Raw genomic sequence first — 12,787 nt, forward strand, 5'->3', positions numbered from 1 at the left:
TGTCATTGCCCCGAGGCGGGTCGGTGAGGGAAAATGCTCGCCTTTTTTCCGTTTCGTTTTATTCACTCTCGATTCAATATCCGCAGGAGATCAGCGATGCCCAGCCGTCGTGAGCGCGCCAACGCCATTCGTGCCCTCAGCATGGATGCCGTGCAAAAAGCCAACAGCGGCCATCCCGGTGCCCCTATGGGTATGGCGGATATCGCCGAAGTACTTTGGCGTGACTACCTCAAGCACAACCCGAGCAATCCATCGTTCGCCGACCGTGACCGCTTCGTGCTGTCCAACGGTCACGGCTCGATGTTGATCTACTCGCTGCTGCACCTGACCGGCTACGACCTGTCGATCGATGACCTGAAAAACTTCCGCCAGCTGCACAGCCGCACCCCGGGTCACCCGGAATACGGCTACACCCCGGGCGTCGAGACCACCACCGGTCCACTGGGCCAGGGCCTGGCCAACGCCGTGGGGTTCGCCCTGGCGGAAAAAGTCCTGGCGGCGCAGTTCAACCGTCCCGGCCATAACATCGTCGATCACCACACCTATGTGTTCCTGGGTGATGGCTGCATGATGGAAGGCATCTCCCACGAAGTCAGTTCCCTGGCCGGTACATTGGGCCTGGGCAAGCTGATCGCCTTCTACGATGACAACGGCATCTCCATCGACGGCGAAGTCGAAGGCTGGTTCACCGACGACACGCCCAAGCGCTTCGAATCCTACAACTGGCAAGTGATCCGCAACGTCGACGGTCACGACCCGGAAGAGATCAAGATCGCTATCGAAACCGCGCGCAAAAGTGAGCGACCGACGCTGATCTGCTGCAAGACCACCATCGGCTTCGGTTCGCCGAACAAGCAAGGCAAGGAAGACTGCCACGGTGCCCCGTTGGGTGACGCGGAAATCGCCCTGACCCGTGAAGCACTGAAGTGGAACCACGGCCCGTTCGAAATCCCGGCCAACATTTACGCCGAGTGGGACGCCAAGGAAGCCGGTCGCGCCGCCGAAGCCGAGTGGGACCAGCGTTTCGCGGCTTACTCTGCTGAATTCCCTGAGCTGGCCAACGAACTGGTTCGTCGTCTGAGCGGTGACCTGCCAGCCGATTTCGCCGAGAAGGCCCAGGCCTACATCGCTGAAGTCGCGGCCAAGGGCGAATCCATCGCCAGCCGTAAAGCCAGCCAGAACGCCCTGAACGCCTTCGGCCCGCTGCTGCCGGAACTGCTTGGCGGTTCGGCTGATCTGGCCGGTTCCAACCTGACCCTGTGGAAAGGTTGCAAAGGCGTCACCGCCGAAGACGCCAGCGGCAACTACATGTACTACGGCGTTCGCGAGTTCGGCATGAGCGCGATCATGAACGGCGTGGCCCTGCACGGCGGCCTGGTGCCTTACGGCGCGACTTTCCTGATGTTCATGGAATACGCCCGCAACGCGGTGCGCATGTCGGCGTTGATGAAGAAGCGCATCGTCTATGTGTTCACCCACGACTCCATCGGTCTGGGCGAAGACGGCCCGACTCACCAGCCGATCGAGCAACTGGCCAGCTTGCGCTGCACACCGAACCTCGACACCTGGCGCCCGGCCGATGCCGTTGAATCGGCGGTGGCCTGGAAGTTCGCCCTGGAGCGTGACGACGGTCCTTCGGCACTGATCTTCTCCCGCCAGAACCTGCAGCACCAAACCCGCAATGCGATCCAGATCGAAGAGATCGCCCGTGGCGGTTATGTGTTGAAGGACTGCGCAGGCGAGCCTGAGCTGATCCTGATCGCCACCGGTTCGGAAGTCGGCCTGGCCGTTCAAGCCTTCGACAAACTGACCGAGCAAGGCCGCAAGGTGCGCGTGGTGTCGATGCCATGCACCAGCGTCTTCGAAGCCCAGGATGCTGGCTACAAGCAATCGGTTCTGCCGTTGCAGGTCAGCGCCCGTATCGCCATCGAAGCCGCCCACGCCGACTACTGGTACAAGTACGTGGGCCTGGAAGGCCGCGTGATCGGCATGACCACCTACGGCGAGTCGGCGCCTGCGCCAGCCTTGTTCGAAGAGTTCGGCTTCACCCTGGAAAACATCCTGGGTCAGGCTGAAGAGCTGCTGGAAGACTAAAACACGACGCGGTGGTTTTATGGCCACCGCGGTCCCTGTGTAGGAGCTGGCTTGCCAGCGAAGGCGTCATCAGTTCCAACATAAATGTTGCCTGAACGGAAATCTTCGCTGGCAAGCCGGCTCCTACAGGGGGTGTGTTGTACATAAGCATTTCGTCCGGCTGCGTATTATCGAGAACCCCATGCCTCAACCGCGTCCTTACAAAGTTGCACTCAACGGCTACGGCCGAATTGGTCGTTGCGTCTTGCGTGCGTTGTTTGAGCGAGGCGATAAGGCCGGGTTTGAAATTGTGGCGATCAACGATTTGGCCGACATGGCCAGCATCGAATACCTGACACGCTTCGACTCCACTCACGGGCGGTTTCCCGGCGAAGTGAAGGTCGAGGGCGATTGTCTGCATATTAATGGCGACTGCGTGAAGGTCCTGCGCAGTGCCACCCCCGAAGGCATCGATTGGGCGTCCCTGGGCGTCGATCTGGTGCTCGAGTGCTCCGGCGCTTATCACACCCGTCAGGATGGCCAGCGTTTTCTCGACGCCGGTGCACCACGGGTGCTGTTTTCCCAGCCGATGGCCAGCGAGACGGATGTCGACGCCACCATCGTCTACGGTGTGAACCAGGATTGCCTGACCGGCGACGAGCTGCTGGTGTCCAACGCGTCCTGCACCACCAACTGCGGCGTGCCGCTGTTGCGCCTGCTGGATCAGGCCATTGGTCTGGAATACGTATCGATCACCACCATCCACTCGGCGATGAACGATCAGCCGGTGATCGACGCCTATCACCATGAAGACCTGCGCCGCACCCGTTCGGCGTTCCAGTCGGTGATTCCGGTGTCCACTGGTCTGGCGCGAGGCATTGAACGCCTGCTGCCGGAACTTGCCGGGCGAATTCAGGCCAAAGCCGTGCGGGTGCCGACGGTTAACGTGTCCTGCCTCGACATTACGATGCAGACCGTAAGCGATACCGACGCCACCGAGGTCAACCGGATTCTGCGCGAGGCCGCCACCCATGGCCCGCTCAAAGGCCTTCTGGCTTACACCGAGTTGCCTCACGCCAGTTGTGATTTCAACCATGACCCACATTCGGCCATCGTCGATGCCAGTCAGACCCGCGTTTCCGGCCCTCGGCTGGTGAACATCCTGGCCTGGTTCGACAACGAATGGGGTTTTGCCAATCGAATGCTGGACGTTGCAGAGCACTATTTACAAGCAGCTGCTACTCCACAATCTGTCTTTCAAAAACAGTAACCCAGGAATTGCGACCCATGACCGTGTTGAAGATGACCGACCTCGATCTGCAAGGTAAGCGCGTACTGATCCGCGAAGACCTCAACGTCCCAGTCAAGGACGGTGTTGTCACCAGCGATGCGCGAATCCTGGCTTCGCTGCCGACCATCAAGCTGGCCCTGGAAAAAGGCGCGGCCGTGATGGTCTGCTCGCACCTTGGCCGTCCGACCGAAGGCGAGTTCTCGGCCGAGAACAGCCTTGCGCCGGTGGCTGACTACCTGAGCAAGGCGCTGGGCCGCGAAGTGCCGCTGGTGTCCGATTACCTGGGCGGCGTCGACGTGAAAGCCGGCGACATCGTTTTGTTCGAAAACGTGCGCTTCAACAAGGGCGAGAAAAAGAATGCCGACGAACTGGCCCAGCAATACGCCGCCCTGTGCGACGTGTTCGTGATGGACGCCTTCGGCACCGCTCACCGCGCCGAGGGCTCAACCCACGGCGTGGCCAAGTTCGCCAAAGTTGCCGCCGCTGGCCCGCTGCTGGCCGCCGAACTGGACGCACTGGGCAAGGCCCTGGGCGCTCCGGCCCAGCCAATGGCCGCCATTGTTGCCGGCTCCAAAGTGTCGACCAAACTCGACGTGCTCAACAGCCTGAGCCAGATCTGCGACCAGTTGATCGTCGGTGGTGGCATCGCCAACACCTTCCTGGCCGCGGCTGGTCACCCGGTGGGCAAGTCCCTGTACGAACCGGACCTGCTGGACACCGCCCGTGAAATCGCCGCCAAAGTCAGCGTGCCACTGCCAGTGGACGTAGTGGTCGCCAAGGAATTCGCTGAAAGCGCGACCGCGACCGTCAAGCTGATCGCCGACGTGGCCGCCGACGACATGATCCTGGACATCGGCCCACAGACCGCGGCGAATTTCGCCGAGCTGCTGAAGTCGTCCAAGACCATCCTGTGGAACGGCCCGGTGGGCGTGTTTGAATTCGACCAGTTCGGCAACGGCACCAAAGTGCTGGCCCAGGCCATCGCTGAAAGCTCGGCGTTCTCCATCGCCGGCGGCGGTGACACCTTGGCGGCCATCGACAAATATGGCGTTGCCGATCAAATCTCCTACATTTCTACCGGCGGCGGCGCGTTCCTCGAATTCGTCGAAGGCAAAGTGCTGCCGGCCGTTGAAGTCCTGGAAAGCCGGGCCAAGGCCTGAGGTCGCCCATTTGACCAGGCAAAGGAGTGTTCGGATGGTCAGGACATTAATGCTGTTGATCGCTGCGGGTATGCTGGCGGCTTGCGGGAGCAACCCGAAAGCCACGCCGGAACCCGCGCTATCCGCGTCGGATAAAGGCTGCTACCAGGCTGACTGGCAAGCGGAAACCAATCCGGTGATCAACAAGCGGTCCGGGCCCGATGGCCTGGACAAATACGAGACACAGACCCCGGCCAAGGAACATGGCTGCCCTTGACGGGTCAGACTCTTTACTCAAGGCCGGCGGCGTGCGCCGTCAGTCGAGGAACACGGATGAAACGCTTGATCGCCGTTGCGGCACTGGCATTGCTGGCAGGTTGCGCCAATTTGAACCTGTTCAACACTGCCGAGCCAGCGGACAACTGGACCACCTGGACTTGCGACAGCCAGGCCAAAGTGCTCTGGCGCTACACTGACGTCAACCGCAAGGAAGTCGACGTTCGCCTGGGCGGTGCTGATCAGGTCTACCGCCTGAAGCTTGAGCCGGGCGCCGAGGGTTCGCTGTACAGCAACGACATGCTGGCGTTTCACGTAAAAGGTGAGGAAGGCCTGGTGTACTGGGTCGCCACCAATGATTTGATCGGCCGCGGTTGTAAGGCCGAATGACTACGGCCTGACGCCCCCCCTGTAGGAGCCGGCTTGCCGGCGAAGAGGCCCTTAAGGCCTATGGTGTCTACGCAGACGCCTTCGCCGGCAATCCGGCTCCTACAGGGGGGGTGACCGTAGAGTAGTGACCGAATCCGCAGCCCGGGCCAACCCCCGATCTGCAATAACTTGAATAGCCGCCGCCGCTACGGCAGGCTGGCACGATTAACGACCCTCAACCGGGAGAGACACACACAATGGCACTTATCAGCATGCGCCAGATGCTGGACCACGCAGCCGAGTTCGGCTACGGCGTTCCAGCCTTCAACGTCAACAACCTTGAGCAGATGCGCGCCATCATGGAAGCCGCTGACAAGACTGACTCCCCGGTGATCGTCCAGGCTTCGGCCGGTGCTCGCAAATACGCAGGCGCCCCGTTCCTGCGTCACCTGATCCTGGCGGCCATCGAAGAATTCCCGCACATCCCGGTGTGCATGCACCAGGACCACGGCACCAGCCCTGACGTCTGCCAGCGCTCCATCCAACTGGGCTTCAGCTCGGTCATGATGGACGGCTCCCTGGGTGAAGACGGCAAGACCCCGACCGACTACGACTACAACGTTCGCGTCACCCAACAAACCGTGGCCATGGCTCACGCCTGCGGCGTATCGGTAGAAGGCGAGCTGGGCTGCCTGGGTTCGCTGGAAACCGGCATGGCCGGTGAAGAAGACGGCATCGGCGCCGAAGGCGTTCTGGACCACAGCCAAATGCTGACCGACCCGGAAGAAGCCGCTGACTTCGTCAAGAAGACCCAGGTCGACGCCCTGGCCATCGCCATCGGCACCAGCCACGGCGCCTACAAGTTCACCAAGCCACCTACCGGCGACGTGCTGGCCATCGACCGCATCAAAGAAATCCACAAACGCATCCCGAACACCCACCTGGTGATGCACGGTTCGTCTTCGGTTCCGCAAGAGTGGCTGGCGATCATCAACCAGTACGGCGGCGACATCAAAGAAACCTACGGCGTACCGGTTGAAGAAATCGTCGAAGGCATCAAGCACGGCGTGCGCAAGGTCAACATCGACACCGACCTGCGTTTGGCGTCCACCGGTGCGATGCGTCGCCTGATGGCCACCAACCCGAGCGAGTTCGACCCGCGTAAGTTCTTCGGCGCGACCGTGACGGCGATGCGTGATGTGTGCATCGCACGTTATGAGCAGTTTGGTACTGCCGGTAATGCTTCGAAGATCAAGCCGATCTCGTTGGAAGCGATGTTCCAGCGGTATTTGAAGGGTGAGTTGAACGCTAAGGTGAATTAACCCTTAGGCGTTTAAGAAGAAGCCCGCAGCGATGCGGGCTTTTTTTCGCCGGTGTCTCGTCCTGAATAATATTTACACCTGTTTCAGGACTAGACACGGGATTTGATCAGACCGGGTCGGGATTATCGAAGCCGTAGTGTCAATCACCCGTATTAGATCCTAATCTGTTCCCTTTAAACCTCGAAGCGCTATTCAGAGTAGTGTCATTTGTCTAAGGCTGGACGAAGTCTCTATAGAATAGTAATGATTTGCTTTCACAGGTTGCGCGCCACTGGGAATAGTTTGGCTTGTTGTATAGGAATGATGCTTCAAATCTCCAAGATTCTTTGGAAGTGCTAAACCATAACACCGTTAATTGCTGGTTGTCATAAATTTGGAATTGTCCGTGTACATTTTCCCTTACGCCGCCAATCTCATAGTCTTCGTAGTGGCCTGTCCATGTTCCATGTGTTATATCCTTACTTAGTACTGTGAAAGTGTGAGTGTTATCAGCTCTATAGCTGGTTACCATCTCAGATGTTGGCATGAAGTGTTACCTCGCACAGTGTAGTATGTATTGGTTCTTCGGAGATTTTATATTAAGGACAGCTTACCCTTGCGCGTCAGATCATCTGTAGCGGAGGCTTTTCGAAGTTTTCGTTGTTGATAGGGTTCGAGTTTTCCGAATAAAACATTGCAAAGGCAGGTCGTTTGTTGACATAGTATGCCGTAAAGTTCCAGTTTAAACCCAGTGCCTGGAACCACAATTTTGTGCACAGTAAATTGTCGTGAAAAGTAAAGTAACCAGAAATAGATAATTGTGGCCCATCTGTATCTAGTGTTTCGTAAAGAGTTCCACTGAACCTACCAGAAGATTCATCTGCATTTCCGATATGAAAGCAACGAGTCGGTGATTTATACATTCCGCGAATAGTTGAACGCGAGTCCATAATTTTTATCTCCGTATTATTTTTTCGCTATTTGATGCGGGTGGTTGTCAAAAATCTTGCCAGTATTCGTATGTTGCGGGTTAATTTCGATAAAATTCCAATGTCGCTGCTTCCTCCCTAGGACTGCTCCCAAGTTGGGGTTCCATTCTAAGGCGACGCTCGTATCCCGGTGTCCAAACGGGAGGTGCATCCCCATGTTCGGCGCCCGATAAGCCTTCAAGTTCAGATGCTGGGGGAGATTCAGGGCTATTGTTGGGATTGACCTTAACCGTGGCGGTGCCGTCGTCATGAAATGTAGTTTCTATAATGATCGGTTTAGTAAAACTCGCGGTGATTGGATAGTCGGGAGCGTCGGAGATCGCGTAGACTTGCCCTGCATATGACCGAAGTGATAATTCGGGCTGTTGAATGTGAAACAATAGTTGTTCTTCCCTTCGATCAGCTCTGCGTGGTGGTGAGGGCTGAACTACAGTCTCGGGCCTGATGTTTACTATAAAGTCTTTTTGGTGGATTTTTTTATCGCCGCTAGATGTATCGATAATCACAAAAGGCGCTATTATTTGTTTGATTTTTACGCTGTCATAATTAACTCCTTCTGCTGTGCAGTTTACGAATTCACCAGCGCTAAATGCTACCCAGTTGTCTCTAGTTACGGTGAATGCTATAGGCATGATATTTATGCTCTCTTGTGTTGTCTATGTTTTAGGCGTGCTACAGCTCTTTTGATCGCCCGGCTTTCTATAAAAATGACTGTCCGTCATTTATGTAGAGTCCTTATTGTGGTGGGAGGTTTTTATCGAGTCTACTGTCGGATTTGACAGTTTTTTATCACTATTCAGAGTCACGTATATAGCTAAAAGTTGTTAGTGGTAGGCTGGTCTGTCTATGAACGAGCCCCACGAAAGACAGGGCACCGTTTCCCCCTTACGATAAGGGATAGGCAAACGGCTATATTTATGAACTAACAGCAACTATAAGAGTGGGGAGCTTTTGGGCCAGGAGCGGCGGCGCCGCTGGAGCCCAGAGCAAAAACTGGCCATGCTTCGCGAGAGTCTTGAGCCAAGGCAAAGCGTTTAGGTGGTGGCTCGGCGCAACGGTATCAATGCCAATCAGTTGATCCTGTGGCGCAAGCTTTATCAGGACGGCAGCTTGTCGGCGGTCAGTGCCGGTGAAGCCGTGGTGTCTGCCTCGGAACTGAGTGACGCGCTCAAGCAGATCCGTGAACTGCAACGGATGCTGGGCAAAAAAACGATGGAAGCGGAAATCCTCAAAGAGGCCATGGAGATCGCCCGGTCGCGAAAATGGATTGCGCACTAACCCTTGTGCCGGGGGACGAGCAGTGAAGCTGGTCAGCAAATGTCTCGGTGTGGCGCCCTCGCAATTAACAGTTCGAATCAAGCAATCGACATCGCCCAAAGCACGGGGAAGCAGGCTTATGGACGACGCTGAACTGGCGGTTGAAATCCGGCAACAGGTCAGCGAGCTGCTCACCTACGGCTACTTTCGTGTCTGGGGATTATTGCGTCGCGCCCGTGAAGCCCAGTTGTTGCCCGCGATCAACGTGAAGCTGGTGTACCGGGACTCGGATGGTTTTGAGTTCCACTGCGAGGACGGCGCGAAACTGAGCGTAACCTTCGCGCTGGGCTGCTGTGATCGCGAGGCCTTCGGCTGGGTCGCCAGCCCGACCGGGTACAACTGCGATGATATCCGCGACTTGATGCTGGAAGGTTAACTAAGACCTTCAGCGTTTGAGTCGCATAAAAAAAAGCGCCGAGAGGCGGTTTCTTTGGGTCAGCGAATTAATACCAGCGCGCGGTCTGACATAAAGCGCTTGAAATGTCACCTATAGTGGACATAATAAAAGTATCAGATAGAAAAGTACGATATAGGTGACATTCATGCTTCTGCAAAACCCCTCTGTGTTCGGTGACAGAGTCCGCCAGTTACGACGTGCCAAAGGCTATAGCCAGGCCATACTGGCGCACAGGGCCAAATGCAGTCGCAAAACCATCATTGACCTTGAGGCCGGTGAAAATGTCGCGCTTTACACCGCGTTCAGGGTGTTATCAGCGCTGGGCATGGCGCTTGAGATTGTGGATAACCGAATCGACCTCAAATCCCTGGCTGATCTGGTAGAGCCCGATGAGTAAGGTCAAACGGCTCAACGTCATGACACCGCAGGGCTTTTCGGGCGAGCTGTCCAGGGGCTCACAGTTTTCGTTTACCTACGAATCCGCCGATGCATCCAGGGAGGTCTCGCTGGTCATGCCCTATGACCCGACGCCTTCGGTAAGCAATGTGCTGCATCCAATTTTCGATATGAATGTGCCGGAAGGGTTTCTGGCCGATCAGATCAAACGCCGGATGGCCAAGCACATGCAGGTGGACGAAATGCGCCTGTTATCGGTCATCGGAGGGAATCAAATCGGGCGCCTCACCTACCAGAACCCAATAGAGGCCCCCGTGTCCGTCCGTGCTCAGGTCGGGCTGCAAGAGATCCTGTCGGCGGATGCTTCACAAGGTGTTTTCGAGTTCCTCGTTGACACCTACTTCGAGTCGGGCATTTCGGGTGTGCAGCCCAAGGTGCTGGTGCCTGATCTGGACAAGCTCACCGGTAATCGAAAAACCATGCTCAGCTCTGATCTGATTGTTAAGTCAGGCGCCGATGAGTATGCACACCTGGCCCAAAACGAATTTCTCTGCCTGGAAGCGGCCCGACTTGCCGGGCTGGAAACACCGCCGTTCTGGCCGTCTGAAAACGGTGATCTATTTGTGATGGAGCGATTCGATTTGACCGCTTCCGGCCGGCTCGGGTTTGAAGACATGGCCGTCCTGTTGGGGCTCAATAAGGATCCCCATGACAACTACAAGTATTCCCAAAGCTATGAAACCCTTGCTGCCGTGATCGGCCAGGTCTGCCGACATGGTGATCCGATACGTGAACTGGAGCGCTTTTTCTGTTCGGTTTGCCTTTCGGTCATGGTGCGCAACGGCGATGCACACCTGAAGAATTTCGGAGTGATTTACACCCATCCAGACGCACTTGAAACGGTGCAATTGGCACCGGTCTTCGATGTCACGACCACGACCGTCTACGAAAACTACAACCCCAAATCCGGTCGGTCATTGGTTGACCGTACGTTGGCCATCAAGATGAACAAAGTGAAAAGCTACCCGGATCGTCAGCAATTGATTGAGTTCGGTCGAAAGCACTGCGCGGTGGACAGGCCGGCCCTGATCATTGAGCGTATTGCCGAGGCGATGACTCAAGCGTTAGCGGCTAATCGAAATCGCGTGGATGGCGAATTGTTTGCGGGCATGCAGCATGAATGGGATGCCGGGCGAGTGGTGGCGCTGAATGACACTGTTGCGTCGGGGTTAAGGCGCAAACCTATGGGTAAGAGGGACCGTTGACTTTCGTGATGGCTGGCGGTCATCAACCCGTACGGCGGTGACATCAAAGAAACCTACGGCGTACCGGTTGAAGAAATCGTCGAAGGCATCAAGCACGGCGTTCGTAAGGTCAACATTGATACTGACCTGCGTCTGGCGTCCACTGGTGCGATGCGTCGCCTGATGGCCACCAACCCGAGCGAGTTCGACCCGCGTAAGTTCTTTTACGCGACTGTGACGGCGATGTATTGCGCGTTATGAACAGTTTGGTGCGGCGGGCAATGCTTCGAAGATCAAGCCGATCTCGTTGGAAGCGATGTTCCAGCGGTATTTGAAGGGTGAGTTGAACGCTAAGGTGAATTGAGTCCTTGGACTTGAATAAAAAACCCGCAGAGATGCGGGTTTTTTGCATATGGATATTGGTTCGATTGTGTATTGGAGTCGCTTTCTTATCACGCGATCTCATAATCACCGATAAAAAATATGTCTCGTTTTCCCGCTAAGTGTTGATCCAAAAAACCGTATTATATAAAAGTTAACAGCATTCTATATTTATTAGAAATGCGGCTATTTTGTTTGAAAAAAAGGCCACGACGAAAACGATCTCGTGGCCTAATCAATTACTCTCTATTTACCATACATTTTCAGTAGTGCTCCCTCGTACATCGGATTTTTTGCGGCCAGATACACATGTCTGAGGCGCTTTTCATGACCGGGTGCCCAAACGGGTGGTATATCTACACGTCCGCCCCCCGAATCAGGGCTGTTGTTTGGGCTTACATTAGTTGTTACAGTGCCATCGTCGTTAAATGTTGTTGCTACTATGGCAGGGTAGGTGGTGCTAACTGTAACAGTAGTGGCTCGAGTGTTAGAGAAAGCATAGAGATCTCCCGCATAAGACTTGAGTGATATCTCGGGTTCTTTAATTTTCACCAATAGCTGTTGTTCTACCCTGTCTACTTTGGGTTGAGTTGTTGGAGGTGGAGGGGGCACAACTCTAATGTTAATTTTGAGGTCTTTTTGGTGGAACTTTTTATCGCCGCTAGTGGTCCCGATAGTCACGAAGGGAGCATCTACTTTCTTGATTTCAGCTGAAATGTAGTCGGCTCCACCAGCTGTACAGTTTACGAAGTCACCTACACCAAATGCTATATAATTTTCTGAGGATACCGCAAATGCCATAGCCATAATTATCACGCTCTCGTATGTTATATGCTCTTTACATTTCAGAAGCGCTCAAGTGAGCCTGTCTAGTTGTTCCGCATAATAATTTTCATCGTGTTTCTTTTCGTATGCAGAAGCCTTATCATTGCGTGCAATTTTATTCCCGGCTACTGTCATATTTGACAGTTTTATATAACGATTTCTTATATTTTCTATAGCTAACGTCTATTCGTGGTGTTTAGTCTGATTGTGTGTAACTCAGTACTCAACAATGACGCAACCATTGGAACCCTTCGCCCCCGTTAAGCCGGATTGCCCGGATAGGCTGCTGGAATTCACGATGCCGCCATGGCCTCCGACGCCTCCAGTGCCCCCATTGCACGAAGTATCGGGGGCGCTTCCACCAGGGCCGGGGAGTTCGCTGCCGCCAGTACCGTTATTGCTTCCATCTTTACCTGCGGCCCCCCACTTCATCGTGCAGTTGGATGCGGCAGGGCTTCCGCCTGCGCCACCTTTTCCAGCGGTACCATAAGGGAACTTGTATGTTCCCCCACCCCCCCCTCCCTTGCCACCGTTAGCGATATAGTTGGCCTTGAGGGTGGCACCTACGGAATTGACGTAGAAGGCCCTTACAATACTGGCATCGCCGTCCCTTCCACTGATGCCGTCTTTTTGGAGTGGAGCGCCATTTCCGGCAAGACCACCCGCTCCCACTACAATGATTAAATCATCGCCAGGTTTCACTGCTATCGTACAAGTAGCGCTGCTACCCCCGCCTCCGCCTCCGCCCCCTGCACCACGCCCTTTTGCGCCTAAATCAAAAGCTCCCCC

The 12,787-nt window shown here is 55.4% G+C and carries 10 protein-coding genes and 2 pseudogenes; 10 read left to right on the plus strand and 2 right to left on the minus strand.

The genetic code is table 11. The features are described from left to right. The first annotated feature begins 96 nt into the window (after positions 1-96). The 6 genes from tkt (at position 97) to fba (ending at position 6,470) form a co-directional block, all read left to right on the plus strand. Positions 97-2,094 carry a transketolase gene (tkt, locus tag HCU66_RS12495; protein ID WP_205888772.1) on the plus strand — a complete coding sequence of 666 codons (1,998 nt, stop codon included), beginning with the start codon at positions 97-99 and terminating at the stop codon, positions 2,092-2,094. A gap of 181 nt (positions 2,095-2,275) precedes the next feature. Continuing rightward, a complete protein-coding gene (epd, locus tag HCU66_RS12500; RefSeq protein ID WP_205888773.1) occupies positions 2,276-3,343 on the plus strand; it encodes an erythrose-4-phosphate dehydrogenase in 1,068 nt (355 codons plus the stop codon). A gap of 17 nt (positions 3,344-3,360) precedes the next feature. After that, positions 3,361-4,524 (plus strand): phosphoglycerate kinase, encoded by a 1,164-nt coding sequence (locus HCU66_RS12505; RefSeq protein WP_205888774.1) that lies wholly within the window; start codon positions 3,361-3,363, stop codon positions 4,522-4,524. A gap of 34 nt (positions 4,525-4,558) precedes the next feature. Then, positions 4,559-4,780, plus strand: a complete 222-nt coding sequence (locus HCU66_RS12510) for a hypothetical protein (RefSeq protein WP_205888775.1) — start codon at positions 4,559-4,561, stop codon at positions 4,778-4,780. 56 nt (positions 4,781-4,836) lie between these two features. Beyond that, positions 4,837-5,169, plus strand: coding sequence for an MliC family protein (locus tag HCU66_RS12515; protein WP_205888776.1), 333 nt, complete (start codon positions 4,837-4,839; stop codon positions 5,167-5,169). Between the two features lie 236 nt (positions 5,170-5,405). Next, positions 5,406-6,470 (plus strand): class II fructose-bisphosphate aldolase, encoded by a 1,065-nt coding sequence (gene fba, locus HCU66_RS12520; RefSeq protein WP_064620888.1) that lies wholly within the window; start codon positions 5,406-5,408, stop codon positions 6,468-6,470. A gap of 1,009 nt (positions 6,471-7,479) precedes the next feature. Here fba and HCU66_RS12525 read toward each other — a convergent pair. Further along, a complete protein-coding gene (locus HCU66_RS12525) occupies positions 7,480-8,070 on the minus strand; it encodes a hypothetical protein (protein ID WP_205888777.1) in 591 nt (196 codons plus the stop codon). A 367-nt stretch (positions 8,071-8,437) separates the two neighbouring features. Here HCU66_RS12525 and HCU66_RS27085 point away from each other — a divergent pair. From HCU66_RS27085 to HCU66_RS12555, 4 genes and pseudogenes are all read left to right on the plus strand, one after another. Further along, positions 8,438-9,122: pseudogene (locus HCU66_RS27085) on the plus strand (transposase); the annotation flags it as partial. A 175-nt stretch (positions 9,123-9,297) separates the two neighbouring features. After that, the gene (locus HCU66_RS12545) at positions 9,298-9,549 is read left to right on the plus strand and encodes a helix-turn-helix transcriptional regulator (RefSeq protein WP_205888780.1); all 252 of its coding nucleotides are present in this window, start codon (positions 9,298-9,300) and stop codon (positions 9,547-9,549) included. Continuing rightward, entirely contained in the window at positions 9,542-10,813 is a 1,272-nt protein-coding gene (locus HCU66_RS12550) for a type II toxin-antitoxin system HipA family toxin (RefSeq protein ID WP_205888781.1), read from the plus strand. The genes HCU66_RS12545 and HCU66_RS12550 overlap by 8 nt, the downstream gene beginning before the upstream one ends. 9 nt (positions 10,814-10,822) lie before the next feature. Beyond that, positions 10,823-11,156: pseudogene (locus HCU66_RS12555) on the plus strand (class II fructose-bisphosphate aldolase); the annotation flags it as partial. A gap of 263 nt (positions 11,157-11,419) precedes the next feature. Here the strand turns inward: HCU66_RS12555 and HCU66_RS12560 are convergent. Continuing rightward, positions 11,420-11,980, minus strand: a complete 561-nt coding sequence (locus tag HCU66_RS12560) for a hypothetical protein (RefSeq protein ID WP_205888782.1) — start codon at positions 11,978-11,980, stop codon at positions 11,420-11,422. Between the last annotated feature and the right edge of the window lie 807 nt (positions 11,981-12,787).

The organism is Pseudomonas frederiksbergensis (assembly GCF_017114915.1).
Lineage (GTDB): Bacteria > Pseudomonadota > Gammaproteobacteria > Pseudomonadales > Pseudomonadaceae > Aquipseudomonas > Aquipseudomonas frederiksbergensis_I.